This window comes from Micromonospora sp. CPCC 205739 (assembly GCF_036906795.1).
GTDB lineage: Bacteria > Actinomycetota > Actinomycetes > Mycobacteriales > Micromonosporaceae > Micromonospora.
Genome location: NZ_JBAKHS010000013.1, coordinates 60,419 through 83,782 on the forward strand (window position 1 = coordinate 60,419; position 23,364 = coordinate 83,782).

At 74.0% G+C, this 23,364-nt stretch carries 26 protein-coding genes and 1 riboswitch; of the genes, 17 read left to right on the forward strand and 9 right to left on the reverse strand.

Annotation, left to right across the window (positions count from 1 at the left end):
• Window positions 1-7: 7 nt before the first annotated feature.
• Entirely contained in the window at window positions 8-634 is a 627-nt protein-coding gene (locus V6U88_RS19985) for a DUF4870 domain-containing protein (protein ID WP_334455090.1), read from the reverse strand.
• Between the two features lie 234 nt (window positions 635-868).
• Here V6U88_RS19985 and hrcA point away from each other — a divergent pair, with 234 nt between their 5' ends.
• From hrcA to V6U88_RS20000, 3 genes are all read left to right on the forward strand, one after another.
• Window positions 869-1,891 (forward strand): heat-inducible transcriptional repressor HrcA, encoded by a 1,023-nt coding sequence (hrcA, locus tag V6U88_RS19990; RefSeq protein ID WP_334455091.1) that lies wholly within the window; start codon window positions 869-871, stop codon window positions 1,889-1,891.
• 76 nt (window positions 1,892-1,967) lie between these two features.
• A complete protein-coding gene (gene dnaJ, locus V6U88_RS19995; protein WP_334455215.1) occupies window positions 1,968-3,110 on the forward strand; it encodes a molecular chaperone DnaJ in 1,143 nt (380 codons plus the stop codon).
• Window position 3,111: 1 nt separating this feature from the next.
• The gene (locus tag V6U88_RS20000; RefSeq protein WP_334455094.1) at window positions 3,112-3,846 is read left to right on the forward strand and encodes a 16S rRNA (uracil(1498)-N(3))-methyltransferase; all 735 of its coding nucleotides are present in this window, start codon (window positions 3,112-3,114) and stop codon (window positions 3,844-3,846) included.
• A 9-nt stretch (window positions 3,847-3,855) separates the two neighbouring features.
• Here V6U88_RS20000 and ppk2 read toward each other — a convergent pair whose 3' ends face one another.
• Together ppk2 and V6U88_RS20010 are read right to left on the reverse strand one after the other, a co-directional pair.
• The gene (ppk2, locus tag V6U88_RS20005) at window positions 3,856-4,767 is read right to left on the reverse strand and encodes a polyphosphate kinase 2 (RefSeq protein WP_334455095.1); all 912 of its coding nucleotides are present in this window, start codon (window positions 4,765-4,767) and stop codon (window positions 3,856-3,858) included.
• A 75-nt stretch (window positions 4,768-4,842) separates the two neighbouring features.
• The gene (locus tag V6U88_RS20010) at window positions 4,843-5,604 is read right to left on the reverse strand and encodes an SDR family NAD(P)-dependent oxidoreductase (RefSeq protein ID WP_334455096.1); all 762 of its coding nucleotides are present in this window, start codon (window positions 5,602-5,604) and stop codon (window positions 4,843-4,845) included.
• A gap of 46 nt (window positions 5,605-5,650) precedes the next feature.
• Here V6U88_RS20010 and V6U88_RS20015 point away from each other — a divergent pair, with 46 nt between their 5' ends.
• From V6U88_RS20015 to V6U88_RS20050, 8 genes are all read left to right on the forward strand, one after another.
• A complete protein-coding gene (locus V6U88_RS20015) occupies window positions 5,651-6,010 on the forward strand; it encodes a histidine triad nucleotide-binding protein (protein WP_334455097.1) in 360 nt (119 codons plus the stop codon).
• Window positions 6,007-7,380 (forward strand): serine hydrolase domain-containing protein, encoded by a 1,374-nt coding sequence (locus V6U88_RS20020; protein ID WP_334455098.1) that lies wholly within the window; start codon window positions 6,007-6,009, stop codon window positions 7,378-7,380. The genes V6U88_RS20015 and V6U88_RS20020 overlap by 4 nt, the downstream gene beginning before the upstream one ends.
• 216 nt (window positions 7,381-7,596) lie before the next feature.
• Window positions 7,597-8,655 carry a PhoH family protein gene (locus V6U88_RS20025; RefSeq protein WP_334455099.1) on the forward strand — a complete coding sequence of 353 codons (1,059 nt, stop codon included), beginning with the start codon at window positions 7,597-7,599 and terminating at the stop codon, window positions 8,653-8,655.
• 15 nt (window positions 8,656-8,670) lie between these two features.
• The gene (gene ybeY / locus V6U88_RS20030) at window positions 8,671-9,144 is read left to right on the forward strand and encodes an rRNA maturation RNase YbeY (RefSeq protein WP_334455101.1); all 474 of its coding nucleotides are present in this window, start codon (window positions 8,671-8,673) and stop codon (window positions 9,142-9,144) included.
• Window positions 9,120-10,526 carry a hemolysin family protein gene (locus tag V6U88_RS20035; protein ID WP_334455216.1) on the forward strand — a complete coding sequence of 469 codons (1,407 nt, stop codon included), beginning with the start codon at window positions 9,120-9,122 and terminating at the stop codon, window positions 10,524-10,526. The genes ybeY and V6U88_RS20035 overlap by 25 nt, the downstream gene beginning before the upstream one ends.
• On the forward strand, window positions 10,519-10,905 hold the full coding sequence (locus V6U88_RS20040) for a cytidine deaminase (protein ID WP_334455102.1): 387 nt from the start codon (window positions 10,519-10,521) through the stop codon (window positions 10,903-10,905). The genes V6U88_RS20035 and V6U88_RS20040 overlap by 8 nt, the downstream gene beginning before the upstream one ends.
• Entirely contained in the window at window positions 10,902-11,798 is an 897-nt protein-coding gene (gene era / locus V6U88_RS20045) for a GTPase Era (protein WP_334455103.1), read from the forward strand. The genes V6U88_RS20040 and era overlap by 4 nt, the downstream gene beginning before the upstream one ends.
• 139 nt (window positions 11,799-11,937) lie before the next feature.
• Window positions 11,938-13,233, forward strand: coding sequence for an acyltransferase family protein (locus tag V6U88_RS20050; RefSeq protein WP_334455104.1), 1,296 nt, complete (start codon window positions 11,938-11,940; stop codon window positions 13,231-13,233).
• Here the strand turns inward: V6U88_RS20050 and V6U88_RS20055 are convergent.
• The gene (locus tag V6U88_RS20055) at window positions 13,220-13,996 is read right to left on the reverse strand and encodes a DUF4097 family beta strand repeat-containing protein (RefSeq protein ID WP_334455105.1); all 777 of its coding nucleotides are present in this window, start codon (window positions 13,994-13,996) and stop codon (window positions 13,220-13,222) included. The genes V6U88_RS20050 and V6U88_RS20055 overlap by 14 nt on opposite strands.
• Window positions 13,997-14,098: 102 nt before the next feature.
• Between V6U88_RS20055 and recO the strand changes: the two genes are divergently transcribed.
• The 5 genes from recO to V6U88_RS20080 all read left to right on the forward strand — a co-directional run bounded on the left by recO (window position 14,099) and on the right by V6U88_RS20080 (window position 17,158).
• The gene (gene recO / locus V6U88_RS20060) at window positions 14,099-14,974 is read left to right on the forward strand and encodes a DNA repair protein RecO (protein WP_334455106.1); all 876 of its coding nucleotides are present in this window, start codon (window positions 14,099-14,101) and stop codon (window positions 14,972-14,974) included.
• A 32-nt stretch (window positions 14,975-15,006) separates the two neighbouring features.
• On the forward strand, window positions 15,007-15,783 hold the full coding sequence (locus V6U88_RS20065) for an isoprenyl transferase (RefSeq protein ID WP_334455217.1): 777 nt from the start codon (window positions 15,007-15,009) through the stop codon (window positions 15,781-15,783).
• A 68-nt stretch (window positions 15,784-15,851) separates the two neighbouring features.
• Entirely contained in the window at window positions 15,852-16,037 is a 186-nt protein-coding gene (locus V6U88_RS20070; protein ID WP_334455108.1) for a hypothetical protein, read from the forward strand.
• Window positions 16,038-16,172: 135 nt separating this feature from the next.
• A complete protein-coding gene (locus tag V6U88_RS20075) occupies window positions 16,173-16,394 on the forward strand; it encodes a thioredoxin reductase (RefSeq protein WP_334455109.1) in 222 nt (73 codons plus the stop codon).
• On the forward strand, window positions 16,391-17,158 hold the full coding sequence (locus V6U88_RS20080; protein WP_334455110.1) for a pirin family protein: 768 nt from the start codon (window positions 16,391-16,393) through the stop codon (window positions 17,156-17,158). The genes V6U88_RS20075 and V6U88_RS20080 overlap by 4 nt, the downstream gene beginning before the upstream one ends.
• A gap of 183 nt (window positions 17,159-17,341) precedes the next feature.
• Here the strand turns inward: V6U88_RS20080 and gndA are convergent, their stop codons facing one another.
• Window positions 17,342-18,784 carry an NADP-dependent phosphogluconate dehydrogenase gene (gene gndA, locus V6U88_RS20085; RefSeq protein WP_334455112.1) on the reverse strand — a complete coding sequence of 481 codons (1,443 nt, stop codon included), beginning with the start codon at window positions 18,782-18,784 and terminating at the stop codon, window positions 17,342-17,344.
• 223 nt (window positions 18,785-19,007) lie between these two features.
• Entirely contained in the window at window positions 19,008-19,304 is a 297-nt protein-coding gene (locus tag V6U88_RS20090) for an MTH1187 family thiamine-binding protein (protein WP_334455218.1), read from the reverse strand.
• Window positions 19,305-19,553: 249 nt separating this feature from the next.
• Between V6U88_RS20090 and V6U88_RS20095 the strand changes: the two genes are divergently transcribed.
• Complete coding sequence (locus tag V6U88_RS20095) at window positions 19,554-19,802, forward strand: hypothetical protein (RefSeq protein ID WP_334455113.1); 249 nt, start codon at window positions 19,554-19,556, stop codon at window positions 19,800-19,802.
• Window positions 19,803-20,201: 399 nt separating this feature from the next.
• Here V6U88_RS20095 and V6U88_RS20100 read toward each other — a convergent pair whose 3' ends face one another.
• From V6U88_RS20100 to V6U88_RS20110, 3 genes are all read right to left on the reverse strand, one after another.
• Window positions 20,202-21,002 carry an energy-coupling factor transporter transmembrane component T family protein gene (locus tag V6U88_RS20100; protein WP_334455114.1) on the reverse strand — a complete coding sequence of 267 codons (801 nt, stop codon included), beginning with the start codon at window positions 21,000-21,002 and terminating at the stop codon, window positions 20,202-20,204.
• Window positions 20,999-22,456 (reverse strand): ABC transporter ATP-binding protein, encoded by a 1,458-nt coding sequence (locus tag V6U88_RS20105; protein WP_334455116.1) that lies wholly within the window; start codon window positions 22,454-22,456, stop codon window positions 20,999-21,001. The genes V6U88_RS20100 and V6U88_RS20105 overlap by 4 nt, the downstream gene beginning before the upstream one ends.
• A 109-nt stretch (window positions 22,457-22,565) precedes the next feature.
• Complete coding sequence (locus V6U88_RS20110; RefSeq protein WP_334455118.1) at window positions 22,566-23,150, reverse strand: ECF transporter S component; 585 nt, start codon at window positions 23,148-23,150, stop codon at window positions 22,566-22,568.
• Window positions 23,151-23,224: 74 nt separating this feature from the next.
• Window positions 23,225-23,330: riboswitch (TPP riboswitch) on the reverse strand.
• Window positions 23,331-23,364: the final 34 nt, after the last annotated feature.

Consider the following 23,364-nt stretch of genomic DNA (forward strand, 5'->3'; position numbering starts at 1 on the left):
GGACCGGTCACTTCTTGAAGGCGTAGCTCATCGGGTAGCGGTAGACGACACCCTCGGTGGCCTTCACGCCGCCGATGATGCCGAAGATGATCGGCACCAGGGCGGTCAGCATCGGGATGAAGAAGAGCACCCCGCAGGTGACGATTGCCAGCACGAAGCCGATCACGTTGGCGATCGCCCAGGTGGCCTGGAAGTTCAGCGCGGCCTTCGCGTGCGCCTGCACGGTCGGGGACTGCTGGCCCTTGGCGGAGAGCGCGATCAGCGGCGCCACCCAGCCGAGCAGGCTGCCGCCGACGATCACGCCGACCGGGCCGCCGAAGTGCGCGATCAGCGACCAGGTCTTGTCGTCGTTGGTGGCGTAGCCGGCGCCCGGGGCGCCGTAGCCGCCGGGAGCGCCGTACGCGCCGCCGGTCGGATAGCCGACGCCCGGCGCGGAGTAGCCGCCCGGCGGTGGGTAGCCGCCCGGTTGGTCACCGGTGGGCGGCGGATAGCCACCGGGCGGGGGATAGCCGCCCGCCCCCGGTGCCCCGGACAGTGGTGCGGTGGGCGGCTCGTACGACGAGCCGGAGGGGGCGGTCGGGTCCGGGCGGTCGCCGGGGTCCCCCGCTCCGGGAGGGCGAGGCGGTTCAGTCATGGACGTCACGGTAGGGGCTGCGGGCAAGCTCCCACCAGAGAGACATCGCCTGCGATGTCCGAATGATCGGCCCCGGCGCGCTGTCCGGGTGGCGGGGCGCACCCGTGGTCCGTCGCTGATCATCGCGTCAGCGGGGACGCCGACGTAGACTGGCACTCGCTACAGTCGAGTGCCAGTGCGCTCGCCCGGGGCGCCTCAGCCGCTCCGGGCCGACGTGCGTCAGGAGGTGGGGAGATGGGTCTCGACGACCGCAAGCTCGCCGTGCTGCGCGCGATCGTCGAGGACTACGTCGCCACGCAGGAGCCGGTCGGCAGCAAGGCCCTCGTCGAACGGCACCAGCTCGGGGTCTCCCCGGCGACGGTGCGCAACGACATGGCCGTGCTGGAGGAGGAGGGCTACATCCGGCAGCCGCACACCAGTGCCGGCCGGGTGCCCACCGACCGTGGCTACCGGCTCTTCGTCGACCGGCTCTCCCGGGTCAAGCCGCTGAGCCCGGCCGAACGCCGGGCCATCGAGCGCTTCCTGGTCGGCGCCGTCGACCTGGACGACGTGGTGCACCGCACCGTCCGGCTGCTGGCCCAGCTGACCCGGCAGGTCGCCGTGGTGCAGTACCCGAGCCTCGCCCGCTCCTCGGTGCGCCACCTGGAGCTGGTGCCGATCTCCACCACCCGCCTGATGCTGGTGATGATCGCCGACACCGGCCGGGTCGAGCAGCGCCTGGTGGAGCTGCCCGCGCCGGTCCCCGCCGACCACGTCACCGACCTGCGTCGGCTGGTCAACGAGAAGCTGGTCGGCAGTCGGCTGTCGGAGACGCCGCCGCTGGTCCAGGCGCTGGTCGACGAGGCAGCGCCGCACCTGCGCGGGGCGATGACCACGCTCTCCACGGTGCTGCTGGAGACGCTGGTGGAACGGCACGAGGAGCGCATCGCGCTGGCCGGCACCGCCAACCTGACCCGGGGCGGCCTGCTCGACTTCCAGGGCTCGCTGCGCCCCATTCTCGAAGCCCTCGAGGAGGAGGTCGTGCTGCTCAAGCTCATCGGCGAGACCGAGCCGAGCACCACCCGGGTGCTGATCGGCGACGAGAACGAGTTCGACAACCTGCGGGCCGCCTCGGTGGTCAGCACCGGGTACGGCCCGGGCGCGACCATCGTGGGTGGCCTGGGCGTGCTCGGGCCCACCCGGATGGACTACCCCGGCACCATCGCCACGGTGAGGGCCGTGGCACGCTACGTGGGCGAGCTGCTGGCCCAGAACTGACCCAAGGCAGGGGCCGGCGGCCGGCTCCGGCCGACGACCGGCGCAACGCGAGACGAACATGAGGACACCGAACGCAGTGGCCAGGGACTACTACGGCATTCTCGGCGTGAGCCGGGAAGCCTCCGATGACGAGATCAAGCGCGCCTACCGCAAGCTGGCGCGGCAGTTCCACCCGGACGTCAATCCGGACCCGGAGGCACAGGAGAAGTTCAAGGACATCAACGCCGCGTACGAGGTCCTCTCGGACGACCGGAAACGGCAGATCGTCGACCTCGGCGGCGACCCGCTCGCCCCGGGTGGGGGCGGCGCCGGCCCGGGTGGCCCCGGCGGCACCGGTCCGTTCGTCGGCTTCCAGGACATCATGGACGCGTTCTTCGGCGGCGCGGCGGGCGGTGCCCGGGGGCCGCGGCCCCGCACCCGGCCGGGTGCCGACGCGATCCTGCGGCTGGAGCTGGACCTGCACGAGACCGCGTTCGGGGTCGAGGCGCCGATCACCGTGGACACGGCGGTGCTCTGCACCACCTGCTCCGGCGCCGGCACCGCCGCCGGCACCCACCTGGCCACCTGCGAGGCGTGCGGCGGCCGGGGCGAGGTGCAGTCGGTGCAGCGCACCTTCCTCGGCCAGGTGGTCTCCGCCCGCCCGTGCACCGTCTGCCAGGGCTACGGCACCACCATCCCGCACCCCTGCCCGACCTGTGCCGGCGACGGCCGGGTCCGCACCCGCCGCTCGCTGACCGTCAAGATCCCGGCCGGGGTCGAGGACGGCATGCGGATCCGGCTGGCCCAGCAGGGCGAGGTGGGTCCGGGTGGCGGCACCGCCGGCGACCTCTACGTGGAGATCCACGAGCGGCCGCACGACGTGTACTCCCGCAAGGGCGACGACCTGCACTGCCGGGTCACCGTGCCGATGACCGCCGCCGCGCTCGGCACCCGGCTGACCATCAAGACGCTGGACAGCGAGGAGACCGTCGACGTCAAGGCCGGCACCCAGCCGGGCAGCACGCTGCGGCTGCGCGCCCGGGGCGTACCGCACCTGCGCGGCACCGGCCGGGGCGACCTCTACGTCCACCTCGACGTGCGCACCCCGACGAAGCTCGACGCCGACCAGGAGAAGATGCTGCGCGACTTCGCCAAGACCCGGGGTGAGGAGGTCGCCGAGCTGACCAAGCAGGGCGGCTTCTTCTCCCGGATGCGCGACGCCTTCAACGGGCACGCCTGACGTGTCCGCGCCGCTGTTCCTGGTCGAGGCGCTGCCCACCGGCGACACGATGACGCTGGACGGCCCGGAGGGCCACCACGCGGCCACCGTGCAGCGGCTGCGCGTCGGCGAGGAACTGCTGCTCGCCGACGGGCGGGGCGGCACGGCGACCGCGGTGGTCGCCGCCGTCGGCCGGGGCACCCTCGACGTGACGGTCACCTCCCGGGGGTACGCCGACGCGTCCGTGCCCCGGGTCGTGGTGGTGCAGGGCATCGCCAAGGGCGACCGGGGCGAGCTGGCCGTGCAGGCGATGACCGAGGTCGGGGTCGACGAGATCGTGCCGTGGGCGGCGTCGCGCTCGGTGACCCAGTGGCGCGGTGACCGGGGCGTACGGGCCCGGGACAAGTGGATGGCGACCGCCCGGGAGGCGGCCAAGCAGGCCCGCCGCCCCTGGCTGCCGGTGGTGGCCGGTGCCCCGGACGAGTCCACCGCCACCGTGGCCCGGCGGATCGCCGGGGCGGGTGCCGCCTTCGTGCTGCACGAGGAGGCCCAGGACCGGCTGACCACCGTCGAGCTGCCCGACAACGGCGAGATCGTGCTGGTGGTCGGCCCGGAGGGCGGCATCGCCCCGGCCGAGCTGACCGCCTTCGCCGACGCCGGTGCCCGCCCGGTACGGCTGGGCCCGTCGGTGCTGCGCACCTCCACGGCCGGGGTGGCCGCGCTGAGCGTGCTGGCCACCCGCCTCGCCCGCTGGTAGCCGGGGCGGTCAGGGGCGGGGGAAGACCGCGACGGGCTCCTCCTCCGGCCGCAGGTCCAGCCCGGCTGATCCGATGATCAGCGGATCGGGCGTGCCGACCACCTCACGGTCCTTGCCGGCGTAGTCGAAGCGGTGCAGCACGTGCCGCATCGCGGCCAGCCGGGCGCGCTTCTTGTCGTTGCTCTTCACCACCGTCCACGGCGCGTCGGCGGTGTCGGTCCAGAAGAACATCGCCTCCTTGGCCTCGGTGTACTCGTCCCACCGGTCCAGCGAGGCGAGGTCCATCGACGAGAGCTTCCACTGGCGTACCGGGTCGACCTGCCGGACCACGAACCGGGTGCGCTGCTCGTTGCGGGAGACCGAGAACCAGAACTTGACCAGCCGGATGCCGGAGCGGACCAGCATCCGTTCCAGCTCGGGGGCCTGCCGCAGGAACTCCAGGTACTCCTTGCGGGTGCAGAAGCCCATCACCCGCTCCACCCCGGCCCGGTTGTACCAGGACCGGTCGAAGAGCACGATCTCGCCGGCCGCCGGCAGGTGCGCCAGCCAGCGCTGGAAGTACCACTGGGTGGCCTCCCGCTCGTCGGGCTTGGTCAGGGCGACCACCTGCGCGCCGCGCGGGTTGAGGTGTTCCATGAAGCGCTTGATGGTGCCGCCCTTGCCGGCCGCGTCCCGGCCCTCGAAGAGGATCACCAGCCGCTCGCCGGACTCCTTCACCCAGTCCTGGAGCTTGAGCAGCTCGATCTGGAGCAGCCGCTTGTGGTGGTCGTACTCCTCGCGGGACATCCGCTCGTCGTACGGATAGTCCTCACGCCAGGTCTCCACCGGGCTGCCGTCCGGGCGCAGCAGCACCGGATCGTCGTCGTGCCCGGCGTCCACCCGGTAGTCGGCGGAGAGGTCCAGCAACGCGGTGTCGGCCATACCGGAGACCCTTACCCCGTCGGGCGGCGGGGAAGCCGTCCGGTGGGTGACGGTCCGGCCACACCCGCGCCCGCGTCAGGTACGCAGGTAGGACGCGCCGTTGAGGTCGACGATGGTGCCGGAGGCCCACTGCGCCTCCGGGCCGGCCAGCCAGTGCACGGCGGCGGCGATCTCCTCGGGGCGGGCCACCCGGCCGAACGGGCTCTGCGCCCGGATCGCGTCACCCCGCTCGCCGGCCAGGTGCCCGGTGGTCATGTCGGTCTCCACGAATCCCGGCGCGACCGTGGCGACCGCGATGCCGTACGGGGCGAGCGCGACGGCGAGCGACTGCCCCAGCGCGTTCAGCCCGGCCTTGCTGGCGCCGTAGGCGGGCTGCTCCGGCTCGCCCCGGAACGCGCCCCGTGACGAGACGTTCACCACCCGGCCACCGCGGTCGCGCATGTGCTGGGCGGCGCACCAGGTGACGTTGGCGGCCCCGGTCAGGTTGGTCTCCAGCACCAACCGCCACTGCCGCTGCCACTGCTCGTACGAGGCGCCGAAGACCGGGTGCGGGGCGTCCCGCTCGCCGTACACGCCGGCGTTGTTGACCAGCACGTCGAGCCCGCCGAGCCGGGCGGCGGCCTCGTCCACCATGGCCCGTACCGCCGCCGGGTCGGTGAGGTCCGCGCGGACCACCACGTGGCCGTCGCCGGGCAGTTCGGCGCGGAGCGCCTCGGCCGGCTCGGCCGAGTCGCGGTGGTGGATCGCCACCCGGTCCCCGCCCGCCGCGAACGCCCGCGCCACCGCCCGGCCGATGCCGCGCGAGGCCCCCGTCACCAGTACCGCCCGTGGAGTCACGCGGGACATCATGCCCGAGCCGCGCGGCACGCCTTACCATGCCCCGATGGGATCCGACTGCCTGTTCTGCCGCATCGTCGCCGGGGAGATCCCGGCCACCATCGTCCGGGAGACCGACACCACCCTCGCCTTCCGCGACATCGGCCCGAAGGCGCCGGTGCACGTGCTGATCATCCCCAAGGAGCACTACGCCGACGTGGCCACGCTCGGCCAGGGCGACCCGGCGCTCGCCGGTGAGCTGCTGGCCACGGCGGCGGCCGTGGCGGAGGACGAGGGGCTGCTCGGTGACGGCTTCCGGCTGATGTTCAACACCGGCGAGTACGGCGGCCAGGAGGTCTTCCACGTGCACGCGCACCTGCTCGGCGGCGCGCCGCTCGGCCCGATGCTGGCCCGGGACGTCGCGTGACCGCTGCGCCCGACCGGCTGGCCCGGATGGTGCGCCAGGTGCAGGCGCAGGCCCGGGTGCCGGCCCTCGCGGCGGCCCTGCACCGCGCCGACCGGCCGCTGTGGACCTGCGAGGTCGGCGGCACCGGCGCCGACGCCGACCTCGACGCGGACACCCGGTTCCGGATCGGCTCGGTGACCAAGACCTTCACCTCGGTGCTGGTGATGCAGTGCCGCGACGACGGCCTGCTCGACCTGGACGACCCGATCGGCCGCCACCTGGCGCTGCCCGCGCACGGCGAGCTGACCGTACGCCGGCTGCTGTCGCACACCGCCGGCCTGCAACGCGAGCCGTACGGCGACGTCTGGGACACGCTACGCGCTCCCGGGGCGGACGAGCTGGTCGCCGAGCTGGCCCGGGCCGAGCGGGTGCTGCCGACCGGGCGCCGCTACCACTACTCCAACCTGGGCATGGCGCTGCTCGGCCGGCTGGTCGGCGAGCTGCGCGGCGGCTCCTGGGCCGAGGTGCTCACCGAGCGGGTGCTGACCCCGCTGGGGCTGGCGGCCACCTCGGTCACGCCGGGGCCGCGGGCGGCGACCGGGTTCCTGGTCGACGCGTACTCCGACGAGGCGCACCCGGAGCCGCCGACCGACTTCGGCGCGATCGGTCCGGCCGCCCAGCTCTGGAGCACCGCCACCGACATGGCCCGCTGGGCCGCCTTCCTGGCCGACCCGGTGGCGCTGGACCCGGCCGGCGCGGTGCTCGCCCCGGCCTCACTGGACGAGATGCGCTGGCCGCTGACCACCACCGACGAGACGCTCTGGTCGGCCGGGTTCGGGCTCGGCCTGATCCTCATCCCGTACCCGGACCGGGTGGTGCACGTCGGGCACGACGGCGCGATGCCGGGCTTCCTGGCCGCGGTCTACGGCCGGCGCGGCGGCGACGGCACGGCCGGTGCGATGGGCTGCGCGGTGCTCGGCTCCTCCGGCACGGCGGCGCAGCTCTTCGAGCTGCCGCACCGGCTGCTCGCCGCGTCCGCCGAGCACGACCCGGCGGACATCGCGCCGTGGCGGCCGGGCGAGCCCGCCCCCGGGCCGCTGCGCGGGGTGCTGGGCCGCTGGTGGGGCGAGGGCTTCGAGTACGTCTTCAGCTGGCACGACGGCGCGCTGCGCGCCCGGGGCGCGGACGATCCGGCGGGGAAGCCCCCGGCGGTCTTCGCGCCGCTGCCGGACTCCCCGGACGTCTTCCGGACGGTCGCCGGGCGGGAGGTCGGCGAGCTGCTGCGGCTGACCCGGGACGAGCACGGCACGGTGGTCCGGATGCACTGGGCGACCTACCGCTTCACCCGGCACCAGGAGACCTTCGACCGGTACGACTTCCGCGCCGGCTGACCGGGGAGGCGACCGGCTCGGCGACAGCGGTACGGGTGCGTGGTTGGGGTGCCGGCGCGAGGTCTCGCCCGACTGCGCATCCGCCGCCGGCGGACGGAAATGAGCGCGGTGCCGCCGGTGTTGAGCGGATACGATGGGTGTAACGTCCGCACGCCGTGCCAGCTGGGCCGGCGCCGAGATCGGAAGCAGGTGGCACAGGGCCCGACGGCCCGACCTATGACCGGTACCCCACCTCCCGGCCCGCCCCGGGTGCAGACCAGGATCACGGTTCCCGATTCCAAGATCATGGTCAACCTGCTCGGCGCGGGCGACGAGATCCTGCGCCTCGTCGAGCGCTCGGTCGACAGCGACGTGCACGTGCGCGGCAATGAGATCACCATCACCGGCGCGCCCGCGGACAATGCCCTCGCCGAGCGCCTCTTCAGCGAGCTGCTCGAACTGATCGAGAAAGGCGAGACCCTGACCACTGATGCTGTCCGGCGTACCGTCGGCATGCTCGAGCAGGGCGGCGCGGAGCGGCCCGCCGAGGTCCTCACCCTCAACATCCTCTCCCGGCGCGGGCGCACCATCCGCCCCAAGACGCTCGGGCAGAAGCGCTACGTCGACGCGATCGACGCGCACACCATCGTCTTCGGCATCGGCCCCGCCGGCACCGGCAAGACCTACCTCGCCATGGCGAAGGCCGTCCAGGCGCTCCAGGCGAAGCAGGTCAACCGCATCATCCTGACCCGGCCGGCGGTCGAGGCGGGGGAGCGGCTGGGCTTCCTGCCCGGCACCCTCAACGAGAAGATCGACCCCTACCTGCGCCCGCTCTACGACGCGCTGCACGACATGCTCGACCCGGAGTCCATCCCCAAGCTGATGGCCGCCGGCACGATCGAGGTCGCGCCGCTGGCGTACATGCGGGGCCGTACGCTCAACGACGCGTTCATCATCCTGGACGAGGCGCAGAACACCACGCCCGAGCAGATGAAGATGTTCCTCACCCGGCTCGGCTTCAACTCCAAGATCGTGGTGACCGGTGACGTCACCCAGGTGGACCTCCCCGGCGGGACGACCAGCGGTCTGCGGGTGGTCCGGGACATCCTGGAGAACGTCGAGGACGTGCACTTCGCCCCGCTCTCCAGCTCGGACGTGGTCCGGCACAAGCTGGTCGGGGAGATCGTGGACGCGTACGCCCGCTGGGACGCCGAGCGGGAGAACCAGCAGGCGCAGAGCGTGCACGCCGTGCCCGGGCGGACCGCCCAGGGCGGCCGGGCCGGCCGGCGCCGCTAACCAAGAGGAAGACAGTTGTCCATCGAGATCGCCAACGAGTCCGGTGTCGACGTCGACACCGACGCCGTGCTCGCCGTCGCCCGGCACGCCCTCGACGAGATGGGGGTCAACCCCCTCGCCGAGCTCTCCGTGCTGCTGGTCGACATCGACTACATGACCGAGCTGAACCACCGCTGGATGGGTGGGGACGGGCCGACCGACGTGCTCGCCTTCCCGATGGACGAGGGCAGCGTCGACCACGGCCCGGGGGAGAGCGCCCCGGCCGGCGGCGAGCCCGCCCTGCTCGGTGACATCGTGCTCTGCCCGGAGGTGGCGGCCAAGCAGGCCGTCACCGCCAACCACACCACCGCCGACGAGCTGCACCTGCTCACCGTGCACGGCGTGCTGCACCTGCTCGGGTACGACCACGCCGAGCCGGAGGAGGAGCGGGAGATGTTCTCGCTCCAGGCTCGACTGCTGGGCAGCTGGCGGTCGACCCGGACCCGGTGATGACCACCCAGGCGGCGACCGCCGCCGGCCTACCCGACCTCCAGCTGATCTTCTTCGCGGCGGGGCTGGTGGTGCTCGCCGGTCTGATCGCGATGACCGAGGCGGCACTGGCCGCCGTCTCCCCGGCCCGGGCCGCCGAGCTGGCCCGGGACGGGGTACGCGGCGCGCGTACCCTCCAGGCCGTCGCCGGTGACGTGGTCCGCCACCTCAACCTGCTGCTCCTGCTCCGGCTGCTGGCCGAGCTGACCGCCACCACGCTGGTGGCCCTCGTCGCGGTCGACACCTTCGGCGCGGGCTGGCGGGCGGCGCTGATCACCGCCGGCGCGATGACCGTGGTCAGCTTCGTCGTGGTCGGCGTGGCGCCGCGCACCATCGGCCGGCAGCACGCGTACGCGGTGGGCCGGGCGGTGGCGCCGCTGGTCCGCTGGCTGGGCCGGGCGCTGAACCCGCTCGCCTCGCTGCTGATCCTGATCGGCAACGCGGTCACCCCGGGGCGCGGTTTCCGGGAGGGGCCGTTCGCCAGCCAGGTGGAGCTGCGCGAGCTGGTCGACCTGGCCGAGCAGCGCGGCGTGGTGGAGCACGGCGAGCGGCAGATGATCCACTCGGTCTTCGCGCTCGGCGACACCATCGCCCGCGAGGTGATGGTGCCCCGCACGGAGATGGTCTGGATAGAGGAGGGCAAGACCCTCTCCCAGGCGCTGGCCCTCTTCCTGCGCTCCGGTTTCTCCCGCATCCCGGTGATCGGGGAGAGCGTCGACGACGTGCTGGGCGTGCTCTACCTCAAGGACCTCATCCGCCGTACCCGCGGTGGCGACCTGCGCGCCCACCAGAGCCCGGTGTCGGAGCTGATGCGCCCGGCGACCTTCGTGCCCGAGTCCAAGCCGGTCGACGACCTGCTCTCGGAGATGCAGGCCGCCCGCAACCACCTGGTCATCGTCGTCGACGAGTACGGCGGCACCGGCGGGCTGGTGACGATCGAGGACATCCTGGAGGAGATCGTCGGCGAGATCACCGACGAGTACGATGTCGAACGCCCGCCGGTGGAACACCTGGAGGACGGTGCGGTGCGCGTCACCGCCCGGCTCCCGGTGGAGAACCTGGGCGAGCTGTTCGACACCGACCTCCCCACCGACGAGGTGGAGACGGTCGGCGGCCTGCTGGCCCAGTCCCTGGGCCGGGTGCCGATCCCCGGGGCCCGCGCCGAGGTGGCCGGGCTGCGACTGATCGCCGAGGGCACCACCGGGCGGCGCAACCGGATAGACACCGTGCTGGTCAGCCGGGTCGAGCCGACCGACGCGCCGGACTCCTCGGGGCGCGGCGAGCACGCCGAGTCCCGCGACAACCAGACGAGAACCGAGGAGAGGCAACCCGCCGATGCCTGAGTCACCCGCCGTACCGGCCGCCCGGCCCACCCCGTCCGACCCGGCCGAACTGAGCGCGGAGGACGGCAAGCTGGTCGTCCTGGCGCGGGCTGCCCGTGGCCGGGTGGCGGCCGTGGAGGGCGCGGCGGTCCGCGACCAGGACGGCCGGACGTACGCCGCGGCGAGCGTCTCGCTGCCCTCGCTGACCATCACCGCGCTCCAGCTCGCGGTCGCCTCGGCGGCGGCGGCGGGTGCGAGCCGGCTGGAGGCGGCCGTGGTGGTGACCGAGGCGTCGACGCTGGACGGGGCGGGCCACGCGGCCGTGCGTGACCTCTCCGCCGACGCGCCGATCCACGTGGCCGCCCCGGACGGCACGGTCCTCGGCACGGTGGTCGAGTGACCGGCACCGGGGAGCGTCCCTACCGGGCCGGCTTCGCCTGTTTCGTCGGGCGGCCCAACGCGGGCAAGTCGACGCTGACCAACGCGATCGTCGGGCAGAAGATCGCGATCACCTCGAACAAGCCGCAGACCACCCGGCACGTCATCCGGGCCGTGCTGCACCGCGCGGACTCGCAGCTGGTGCTGGTCGACACCCCCGGCCTGCACCGGCCCCGCACGCTGCTCGGCGAGCGCCTCAACGACCTGGTCCGCTCGACCTGGAGCGAGGTCGACGTGATCGGCCTCTGCATCCCGGCGGACGAGCCGGTCGGGCGCGGTGACCGGTTCATCTCCGGCGAGCTGGCCGAGCTGAAGGCCACCGTGCTCGCCGTGGTGACCAAGACCGACCTGGTCGACAAGAAGCGGCTGGCCGAGCAGTTGCTGGCCGTCAGCGAGCTGGGCGAGTTCGCCGAGGTGGTGCCGGTCAGCGCGGTCTCCGGGCACCAGGTGGACACGCTGGTCGACGTGATGACCAAGTACCTGCCGCCGTCGCCGCAGCTCTACCCGGACGACATGCTGACCGAGGACCCGGAGCAGGTGATGGTCGCCGAGCTGATCCGGGAGGCGGCGCTGGAGGGGGTCCGGGACGAGCTGCCGCACTCCATCGCGGTCGTCGTCGAGGAGATGGTCCCCGAGGGCAAGGTCATGAAGATCTTCGCCGACCTCTACGTCGAGCGGCCCAGCCAGAAGGCGATCGTGCTCGGTCACCGGGCCAGCCGGCTCAAGGCGGTCGGCACCGCCGCCCGTACCCAGATCGAGGAGCTGCTGGGCACCCGGGTCTACCTCGACCTGCACGTACGGGTGGCGAAGGACTGGCAGCGGGACCCGAAGCAGCTGCGCAAGCTCGGCTTCTGACCCCGGCGCCGGCGGCGGCCGGTCCGGGGCGGTGGTATGGGCAGGTTCACCCCCGATCGGGGGCGACGGCCGTTTGGCGGGGTGAAGTCGGCGGGTAGGGAGCGTTTCTGCTCGCTGCCCCCGACACAGATGCAGGCTGATGCGCAACCGATACCTGGACCTGCTCCGCTTCTTGGCCGTCGTCCGCGTCGTCGTCTACCACGTCACCGGTTGGGCGTCGCTGACCATCGTCTTCCCGGCGATGGCGGTGATGTTCGCCCTGGCCGGGTCGCTGATGGCCGCCTCCCTGGACCGCTCCGGCACCTCGGCGGTGCCGCGCCGGCTGCGCCGCCTGCTGCCCTCGCTCTGGGTGGTCGCGGTCGTCTTCGTGCCCGCCATGCTGCTGACCGGCCTGCCGCTGAGCCCGAAGGTGCTGCTCTGGCTCTTCCCGGTCGCCGACCCGCCGGCGAACTACTGGGGCGCGCTGGCGCTGAGCCCCATCTGGTACCTGCGCGACTACCTCTGGTTCCTGCTCGCCTCGCCGATCGCCCTCTGGCTGTTCCGCCGGGCGCCGGTCGCCACCCTGGCCGCCCCGTACGCGCTGCTGCTGGTGATCGAGCTGGGCCTGCTGCCCACCGCCCCGACGGCGTTGCGCGAGTTCGGCCTCTACTTCGGCGCCTGGCTGCTCGGCTTCGCCCACCACGACGGCCTGCTGCGCCGGCTCGCCAACCGGGTGCTCCTGCCGGCCGCGCTGGCCCTGGCTGGCGCCGGGGCCGCCTGGATCGTCACCCACCCCGGGCCGCGCGGTTTCGACCTCAACGACATCGACCTGGGCAACGCGCTCTGGTCAGCGGCGTTCATCCTCGTCCTGCTGGGGCGGGCACCGGCCGCGGCGGACTGGATCGAGCGCAGCCCGCTGCTCAGCCGGGCGGTCACCGTGCTCAACCGCCGGGCGCTGACCGTCTACCTCTGGCACATGTCGTTCGTGGTGCTGCTCACCCCGCTGGTCGACGTGGTCGGCTGGTCGCACGCGGACCCGCTCGGCCTGGCGATCCGGGTGGTGCTGGTCTTCGCCCTGGTCGGGGTGGTCACCCTGCTGGTCGGCTGGGTGGAGGACGTGGCCGCCCGGCGGCGGCCCGAGCTGGTGCCGGGCGGCCGGCGCCCGCCGCTGCCCCGGCCGATCCGCCCCGCCGCTCCGCCGCCGCTTCTCGCGCCCGCGGACGTCCACGTTCCCCCCGTCCAGCGGCCCAGGACACCGGTCGGCCGGGTGCCGGCGGGCGGCGGACCGCCGGCCCGCCCGGTCCGGACGGTCGGCGTCCCGGCGGGTACGGGCGGGTGGCTGACCGGCGGGAGACGGCGCGGGCCGCACCGGTCGACGGTCGGCGCCGCCGGCCGGGCGGTGGTCCCCGCCCCACGGATGGCCGAGGTGGCCACCGTCGAGATCAGCGCTGGCTGACCCGTACGTTCCCGCTGCCGGTGCTCAGGTCGAGCACCAGCGACGCCGCCGGGTCGTTCACCACGCCCAGGTCGCTGTCGCCCGAGCCGGTGCTGGCGCGCACCCGGTACCGGCCGGCGGGCACCCTCAGCTCCACGTCGCCGCTGGAGGCGTGCGCCCGCGCCGAGGCGGGCTCCTCCAGCTCGATCGTGACATTGCCGGACTCGGCCTCGGCGTCCACCTCGCCGCGCAGCCGCAGCCCGGTGATGTCGCCGGACGAGGCGTGCAGGTCGACGGGGGCGCCCACGTCCTCCACCTCGATGTTGCCGGAGCCGGTCTCGGCCCGTACCGGGCCGGTGGCGCCGACGACCCGGATGTTGCCCGAGCCGAGGGTGAACTCCACCGGGCCGACCCGGCTCAGCTCCACGTCGCCGGAGCCGGTCTCGCCCCGTACCCGGACCCCCTCCGGCGCGGTCACCTCGTACGACACGGAGCAGCGGGGGCCGCACTCCGTGTCCAGCACCAGTTCGTCGCCGCGCACCTCGTACGTCGTGCGGGGCTGGTCGCCCTGGTAGCGCAGCACCCGCTGGATGCGTACCTCGGTGGCGGGGCCGGTGGCCCGGACCACGACGTCACCCGCGCCCGGCCGTACGGTGACGGTGCTGATCCGCACCGCCTCGGTGTGGTCGAAGTCCAGCCGCCGGAAGGAGAGCGTGTCGCACCCGGCGGCGAGGATGACGATGGCGGTCGCGCCCAGGGCGACGGCGGTGCGGGGAAGGGCCATGCTCAGCAACCTACGACCGGCCCTACCCGCCGCACATCCGGGACGCGGCACCGGTCCACCCCGAACCGACCCTGATTTCCCACCCCGAGGGAGAATGGCCTGATGCCCGGGTACCGCCGACAGCTCTACCGCGACGACGCGGTGGTTCTGCGTGTGCAGAAGCTGGGCGAGTCGGACCGGATCATCACGCTGCTGACCCGCCGGCACGGCCGGCTGCGCGCGGTGGCCCGGGGCGTCCGGCGCACCACCAGCAAGTTCGGCGCCCGGCTGGAGCCGTTCGGCCACGTCGACCTCCAGCTCGCCGGTGACCCGAAGGGCAATCAGGGCAGCTCGCTGCACACGGTCAGCCAGGTCGAGGGGATCGACCTCTACGGCAAGCGGTTCCTCGGTGACTATCCCCGCTACACCGCGGCCAGCGCGATCGCCGAGACCGCGGAGCGCCTCACCCCGGTCGAACGGGAGCCGTCGCTGCGGCTGTTCCAGCTCACCCTCGGCGCGCTCAAGGCCCTCTCGCGGGGCGAGCACGCCACCACGCTGGTGCTCGACGCGTACCTGCTGCGGGGGATGGCGCTGGCCGGCTGGGCGCCGGCGCTGACCGCCTGCGCGGTCTGCGGCACGCCGGGGCGGCACCGCGCCTTCTCCGTGCCGGCCGGCGGCGCGGTCTGCCCGGACTGCCGGCCGCCCGGTGCGGCCCACCCGGCGCCGGCCACCATCGAGCTGATGTCCGCGCTGACCAGTGGCGACTGGCGGGTCGCCGACGCTACCCCGACCGGTGTACGCCGGGAGTGCAGCGGCCTGGTCGCGGCGCACCTGCAGTGGCACCTGGAGCGCGCGCTACGCTCGCTGCCGCTGGTCGACCGGGGTGTCCCGGCGACCGGTGCGGTCCCGTCACCCGGCGGTGACGTGGCCGGTCCGGTCCCGCCGCCGCCCGGCGTCGGGGCCGGCGTGGACGGCGTGGACAGGGAGATGACCGAGTGATCCGATCGTTGAGGGCCGGCCGCCGTGCGCCGGTGCCGCCGACCCCGCACCCGTCGGGCGCCCGGCCGCCGGCGCTGCCCGCCGAGGCGGTGCCGAAGCACGTGGCCGTGGTGATGGACGGCAACGGCCGGTGGGCCAAGGAGCGCGGCCTGCCCCGCACCAAGGGTCACGAGGCGGGGGAGTTCAGCCTCTTCGACACCATCGAGGGCGCGATCGAGCTGGGCATCCCCTACCTCTCGGCGTACGCGTTCTCCACCGAGAACTGGCGGCGCTCGCCGGACGAGGTCCGGTTCCTGATGGGCTTCAACCGGGACGTCATCCGCCGCCGCCGCGACCAGCTGGTCGACCTGGGCGTGCGGGTGGTCTGGTCGGGCCGGGCGGGGCGGCTGTGGAAGAGCGTCATCTCCGAGCTGCAGACCGCCGAGGAGATGTCCCGGGGCAACTCGACGCTGACCCTGCAGTTCTGCGTGAACTACGGCGGGCAGGCGGAGATCGCCGACGCCGCCGCCGCGATCGCCCGTGACGTGGCCGCCGGTCGGCTCGACCCGGAGAAGGTCACCGAGAAGACGGTGGCGAAGTACCTCTACCACCCGGAGATCCCGGAGGTGGACCTGTTCCTGCGTCCGTCCGGTGAGGAGCGGATCTCCAACTTCCTGCTCTGGCAGACCGCGTACGCGGAGCTGGTGTTCCTCGACACCCTCTGGCCGGACTTCGACCGCCGGCACCTCTGGTACGCCTGCGAGCTGTACGCGCAGCGGGACCGGCGCTTCGGCGGCGCACTGCCGAACCCGGTCGCACCGCAGCTCTGAGGTCACGCTTAGCGACGCGGTGGCGTGGGTATGCCTCTTCGACAGACACGACGCGGAGGTGAACCCACATGATTCAGAAGCGGATTGCCCAGTGGGCGGTCATGGCGGTCGCCGTGCCGCTGGCGGCGGCCGGCGCGCGCCGGCTCAGCCACACGCTGGAGGCCCGCCGGGGCCCGACCGGCGTGACCCGACTGCTCAACAAGGGCGCGGACATGCTGCGGCCGCAGAAGGCCAAGCGTCGCCGGTTCTGGTGAACCTCGACGCCCGGTACGCCGTCGGCGCCGCTCCCTCGGGGGCGGCGCTGACGCGTTCCGGCCGGTCGGCGCGGCCCGCGCGCGTACGATCGGCGCAGGGCGCGCCGCCCGGGCGCGTCGGCCACGGGGGTGGGGATGCCGGATCTCCGGTACAAGATGATCATGGCGCTGAACGCCGCCGACCTGGGCAGCCCGATCTGCGAACAGGTGGCGGGGATCTGCGCGGAGATCGCCGAGCAGCACTGCGCCGAGCTGGGGCACACCCCGGGCGTGCGCTCCGGCGAGATCGCCGAACTGGCCACCGGTGAACCGGCGCTGACCTGGGCGCCGAACGAGACCGGGCAGCGGGCCTGGTGACCGCCCTGGCGCCGAGCCCGGCGGTGGACGTCCGCCGGGCCGAAGACCGGTTCAAGACCCGACTGTCCTGGCTCGACTCGAAGCACTCCTTCTCGTTCTCCCGGCACTACGACCCGGCCAACACCCACCACGGCCTGCTGCTGGTCAACAACGACGACATCGTCCACCCGGGCACCGGGTTCGAGACCCACCCGCACGAGGACATGGAGATCGTGACCTGGGTGCTGCGCGGCTCGCTGGTGCACCAGGACTCCACCGGCCACAGCGGGATCATCTACCCCGGGCTGGCCCAGCGGATGAGCGCCGGCACCGGCATCCTGCACTCGGAGAAGAACGACTCCTGGCGGCTGGAAGGCCGCCAGCCGCACACCGAACCGGTCCACTTCGTGCAGATGTGGGTGGTGCCTGACACCGAGGGCGTCGACCCCGGCTACGAGCAGCTGGAGATCGGGGACGAGCTGCTGCGCGGCGGGCTGGTGCCGGTCGCCTCCGGCATGGACCGCTACGCCGGCGCGTCGGCGATCCGGATCCGCAACCGGTACGCCACCCTGCACGCCGCCCGGCTCGCCCCCGGCGACGAGGTGACCCTGCCGGACTCGCCCTACCTGCACCTCTACGTGCCCACCGGCGCGGTGACGCTGGAGAGCGCCGGCCGGCTCGGCGAGGGCGACGCCGCCCGGATCACCATGACCGGCGGCCACCGGGTCAGCGCCACCGAGGCCGCCGAGATCCTGGTCTGGGAGATGCACGCCACCCTCGCCTGACCGGTCCTCGCCGACCCGTCGGCCGTCGGCCGTCCGTGCCGCCCGCCCGCCCGCCGCCCGCGCGGTTTGCGGCGTGTCGGGGTCTCCTCGTTCCGCGACAGCCCGACACGCCGCGAGCCGGGTCGATCGGGCCGGGCGTCGATCAGCCCGGCCGATCTTCCCGGCGGCGAGCAGCGGTGCGCCTCAGCCGGCCACCTCGGAGCGGTCGCCGGCCCAGACGGTGTGGAACGACCCGTCCCGGTCGACCCGGTGGTAGGTGTGCGCGCCGAAGTTGTCCCGCAGCCCCTGGATCAGCGCCGCGGGCAGCCGCTCCGCGCGCAGCGCGTCGAAGTAGGCCAGCGACGAGGAGAACGCCGGGGTGGGCACGCCGGCCCGGGCCGCGTCGGCGACCACCCGCCGCCAGCTCGGCACCCCGGCGGCGACCGCCTCGGCGAAGTACGGGGCCACGAGCAGCGTCGACAGGTCCGGCTGGGCGTCGTACGCCTCCCGGATGCGGTCGAGGAAGCGGGCCCGGATGATGCAGCCGCCCCGCCAGATGGTGGCGGTGCCGCCCAGGTCGATGCCCCAGTCGTACTCGCGGCTGCCGCCGCGGATGTGGTCGAAGCCCTGCGCGTACGCGACGATCTTGCTGGCCAGCAGCGCGCGCCGGACGTCCTCGACGAAGGTCTCCCGGTCGCCGACCTGCCACTTCTCGCCGGCGTCGGGGAAGGCCCGGCGGGCGGCGGCGCGCTGGCCGGCGTGGCCGGAGAGCGACCGGGCGAAGGTCGCCTCGGCGATACCCGTGATCGGGATGCCGAGGTCGAGGGCGCTCTGCACGGTCCAGCGGCCGGTGCCCTTCTGCTCGGCCTGGTCGAGCACCACGTCGACGAAGGCCCGGCCGGTCGCCGCGTCGGTGTGCGCCAGCACGTCGGCGGTGATCTCGATGAGGAAGGACTCCAGCTCGCCGGTGTTCCACTCCCGGAAGATGTCGGCGATCTCCGCCGGGCTCGCCGCCAGCCCCGCCCGCAGCAGGTCGTACGCCTCGGCGATGAGCTGCATGTCGGCGTACTCGATGCCGTTGTGCACCATCTTCACGAAGTGACCGGCGCCGTCGGGGCCGATGTGCCGGCAGCACGGGGTGCCGTCCACCTGCGCGGCGATCTTCTCGAAGATCGGCCCGAGCTTCGCGTACGACTCGGCGGAGCCGCCGGGCATGATGCTCGGCCCGCGCAGCGCGCCCTCCTCGCCGCCGGAGACGCCGGTGCCGACGAAGTGCAGCCCGTGCTTGCGCAGCGCCTCCTCCCGGCGGCGGGTGTCGGCGAAGTGCGCGTTGCCGCAGTCGACGACGATGTCACCCTCCTCCAGCAGGGGGACCAGTTCGTCGATCACCGCGTCGGTCGGGCCGCCGGCCTTCACCATGACGATCACCGCGCGGGGTCGCTCCAGGCTGGCGACGAAGTCCGTGAGGGACTCCGACGCGACGAAGGTGCCCTCGTCGCCGTGCTCGGCGACGAGGCCGCGGGTGCGCTCCGGGGAGCGGTTGTGCACCGCCACGGTGAAGCCGTTGCGGGCCAGGTTCCGGGCCAGGTTGCGGCCCATCACCGCCAGCCCGGTCACCCCGATCTGCGCCGTCGCCTGCTGAGCCATCCGTCCCGCCACCTCTCGTCGGCCTGCCGTCCTGCGACCGTATCGCGGCCGGTGGCGGCCCGGGCGCGGACGTCGACGCTCGGTGAGCGGTGCGGTGCGGGCCGTCGCGGCACCCGGCTGCGAAGCCGGCCGGCGCGATCAGATGGTCACCCGGCCTGCCACCGGCGGGCACTGCGGCGCCGGGCGGTGTCACCGGGGCCTGGACGGCCGGCGCCGCGCGGCGTCAGCCCTCGGCCAGGCGGGCCTCGACGTGGGCGACCTTGCCGGTGAGCGCGTCGGTGACCCCGGGCCGCACGTCGGCCTTGAGCACCACGCTGACCCGGGGCGCCCGCTCGGCCACCACGTCGACCGCCTGCTTGAGCACCGCCATCACCTCGTCCCACTCACCCTCGACGGTGGTGAACATGGCGTCGGTGCGGTTGGGCAGGCCGGAGGCGCGCACCACCCGGACCGCCTCGGCGACCAGGTCGCCGACGGACTCGCCGACGCCCAGCGGAGTAATCGAGAACGCGATCAGCATGTCGCCGATGGTGCCAGTAAATGGGCTGCGGCCGTCGTCGTCGGTGGGATAGCGTGTCGGCATGCGCATCTGACGCCCTCACCTTCAGCCAGTCGGGCCCGCCACCGTCGTCGTGGGTCCGGCCGCGCCGGGCGTCCGCATCCCCACCTCTTTCCGGTGGTGTCTCCGTGGTCGGGTCGCCCGGGCCGTTCCCTGCCCGTCGACCGCCCCGCCGCGCGGCGCGGTCCCCGCACCCGAAGGAGGCAGCGTATGCCCGCCAAGCGCAGTCCGAAGAAGTCCCGCCCGAAGCCGACCTCCACCGTGGCGGTGAGCCCGCCGGACGTCGACGCGCTCACCGTGGCGCCGGCCGCCCCGGTCACCCTGCCCGACGAGACGGCGGCCGCGCCCGCGGCCGCCCGGCCCGCCCCGACCCCGCCGCCGTGGACCGGCCCGCCGGTGCGCGGCGGCTCCACCTCCGCCCGCGGCCACACCCGCCGGTACGCGTTCCGCCGCAGCTGATCGGCGCTGCCGGTACGGATGCCGGTCGGCCGCGCACGTGTTCCGGCGCGGTCGACCGGCGTGCGGCGGTATGGCGGTATAGCGACTGCCCCGGTCGGGACTCCGGATGCGGCATGTCCCGGGGTCCCGAAGCGCGGGTACCGGGACGTGCCGCGTCACGGGGACGTGCCGCGTCACCGGGACGGGGGCGGCCGGTGAGCCGGTCGGGCGTGTCGCGGCCCGGAAGGAGGACGGCGACGAAGCTGATACCTCTGAGGCATATTCATGCCCCAGAGCTATCACTCTCACCGGACACCTTCGCTGTGTAAGCGGCGGCGCGCCGGAGGGCCGGCGACGCCGCTCGTGACCGCGGCCGGCCCCGAGCACCAAGCCGCCGGTCCGGTCCCGGGCCGCCTCGCCTCAGCCGAGCAACGGGCGGAAGGTGCCGAGCGCGACGCTGACCGCGATCGCCGCACCGGCCAGCACGGCCGCCCCGGCGACGAGCAGCCCGTCGGCTAGGCCGAACCGCTGCCGGCGGGCGAAGGTGCGCGGGATGCCGGCGTCGAAGCCCCGGGCGTCCATCGCCACCGCCAGCCGGGTGCCCCGGCGGATCGCCCCGACCAGCAGGGCGAACGCGGTCGACACGAACAGCCGCAGCTTCGCCACCGGGTTGCGCCCGGCGTCCACCCCGCGCGCCCGGCGGGCCATCGAGATCATCTGCCACTCCTGACCGAGCAGCGGGACCAGCCGGAACGCGGCCAGCGTCCCGATCGCGAAGCGGGCCGGTGCCTTCGCGTTCTGGACCAGGGCGTCGGCCAGGTCCGTCGGGTCGGTGGTGGCGAAGACGATCACGCCGGGCAGGGCCACCGCGAACATCCGCAGCACCAGCCCGAGCGCGGCCAGCAGCACCCCCGAGGTGACCAGCAGCCCTCCGGCGTCCAGCAGCACCCGGCCGGACCGGTCGGCGGCGAAGAGCACCAGGGTGACCAGGATGCCGGCCGCGCTGGCCAGCAGCGGCAGTGCCCGCCGGGCCAGCACCCGCAGCCGGATGCCGAACAGCGGCAGCACCGCCAGCTCGATCGCGATCGCGATGGCCGGCGCGACCGGGTCCAGCGTGGCGACCAGGGCGGCCGAGAAGACCAGCGCGGCGGCCAGTTTCGCGACCGGGTTGCGCCGGGCCAGCGGCGCGCCCGGCGACGCGACCGGTTCCAGGCTGATCACGGGCGCCGCCCGGGGTCGCCGTCGGCCGCCTCGACGGCGGGCCGCCGCGGCAGGGTGACGGTGCGGTCGGCGAGCGCGGCGACGAAGTCCGGGTCGTGGGTGACGGTGACGACGCCGTGCCCGGCGTCGCGCAGGTCGGCGAAGAGGTCGACCAGCTCCAGCCAGGTGCGCCGGTCCTGGCCGAAGGTCGGCTCGTCGCAGATCAACAGGCGAGGGGCGGTGGCCAGCGCGGTCGCCACACTCAGCCGCCGCGCCTCCCCGCCCGAGAGGGTGTACGGGTTCGCCCCGGCCAGCCTGGTCAGCCGCAGCCGGTCGAGCAGGGCGTCGACGGTGGCGCGTACGGCAGGCTCGGACTGCCCGGTCCGGCGGGGGCCGAGGGCCAGCTCGTCGAAGACGGTGGCGGTGACGAACTGGTGCTCCGGGTCCTGGAAGACCGAGCCGATCCGGCGGGCCAGCGCGGGCGCCCGCCAGCGGTGCGGGGGAGTGCGCTCGTCCGCCCCGGCCAGCGCTGCCGTGGCGGTGACCCGACCGGCGCCGGGGCGGAGCAGCCCGCCGAGGAGCAGGGCCAGGGTGGACTTGCCGGCGCCGTTGGGCCCGCGCACGGCGAGCGCCTCGCCGGCGCGTACCCGAAGGTCGGTGCAGGCCAGCCGGGGCGGCAGGCCGAGCCGGTCGGCGGTGAGCAACTCCTCGCCGGGGGTCGTGGCGGCGTGCCGGGGCGGGATGGTCCGGCCCGGCACCCAGACGCCTTCGGCCGCGAGGGTGTCGCCGTGCGCGGCGAAGACCGCGTCCGGCGGGCCGTCCGCGCGGACGCCGCCGCCCGGCTCCAGCACCACCACCCGGTCGACCAGCGGCAGCGCCTCGGCGACCCGGTGTTCGACCAGGATGAGGGTGGTGTCGGAGGTCAGCGCGCCGGCGACCGCCCGGCGGACCAGGTCGGCGCCGGCCGGGTCGAGGTTGGCGGTCGGCTCGTCGAGCAGCAGCAGGCCGGGGCGCAGGGCCAGCGCGCCGGCCAGGGCGAGGCGCTGCTGCTCGCCCCCGGAGAGCGCCGCCGTGGGCCGGTCCCGGTGGTACGGGAAGCCGACCCGGTGCAGCGCCTCGTCCACCCGCGTCCAGATCTCCCCGGCCGGCACCCCGCGGTTCTCCAGCCCGAACGCGACGTCGTCGCCGCAGCGGGCCATCACCAGCTGGGTCTCCGGGTCCTGGAAGACGATGCCGACCCGGTCCCGGTCCTTGCGCGGGTCGAGCCCGTCGATCTCGACGGTGCCCTCCTGCTCGCCGGAGTCCTCGGGCAGCAGGCCGGCCAGCGCGGCGAGCAGGGTGCTCTTGCCCGCCCCGGACGGGCCGAGCAGCAGCACCCGCTCCCCGGCCTCGATCCGCAGGTCCACCCCGCGTACGGCCCACGCCTTACGCCCCGCGTGCCGCCACCCGAATCCCCGCACCCCCACGGCGCTCACACGCACCCCCTCAATCTCCACCCTGCCCCGGTGATCATGAAGTTGCCGGCAGTTGCCGAGATCCACATCGCCGTCAACTTCATGATCACCGAGCTCAGTGGGTGGGTGGTCAGATGGCGGGGCGGTTGCGGGCGGCGGGGAAGCGGTCGAGGACGCCGGTGTGGGCTAGGGCGCGGGTGAGGGCCACGGCGCCGAGGCCGGCGATGACCAGGGAGCTGGTTGCGGTGATCAGGATGTAGGGGAGGCGGAAGCTGCCCCAGGCGGCGCCCGGGTACCAGACGAAGACGTCGTAGATCGCCGCCGCCAGGCCGGCCAGCGTGGCGGCCAGCAGGGCGACGGGCAGCCGGAAGACGCGGTACCCGAACGCCGCGAAGGCCAGTTCCGCCGCGGCGGCCTCCAGCGGACCCTGGATGACCAGCGTCCAGCCCCAGCTGCTGCCCAGCGCCACCGAGACCAGCGCGGCGACGGTGAGCGTGAAGAAGGCGGCACCCGGCTTGCGGATGATCAGCCCGCCCAGCACGGCGGGGACCAGCCACACGCCGTAGATGACCGCCCGGCCGGGCAGCGGGATGGCGTCGGCGGGGCCGTTCCAGAGCAGGCCCCAGACCCAGAAGATGATGCCGAAGGCCACCCCGAGGACCGCCGCGACGACGATGTCGATGGTGCGCCACCGCTTGTTGTCGGTGCTGTTCATGGTTGCTCCCAGTCCAAATGATCGAACCAGGAGAAGACGCACGCCGCGCCCGGTTGGGACCGGACGGCGGCGCGGCTGGAGGTCGACCGAACTCCCTGCGCTGGCATTACCCAGATCAGGTTCGAGGGTCTGCGGGCGGTGCCCGCACTCTCAGCGCTGTGCGCTCCCCTGTCGGATGTGAAGTTGTCTCGTCGACGCTAACAGCTCGAACCCG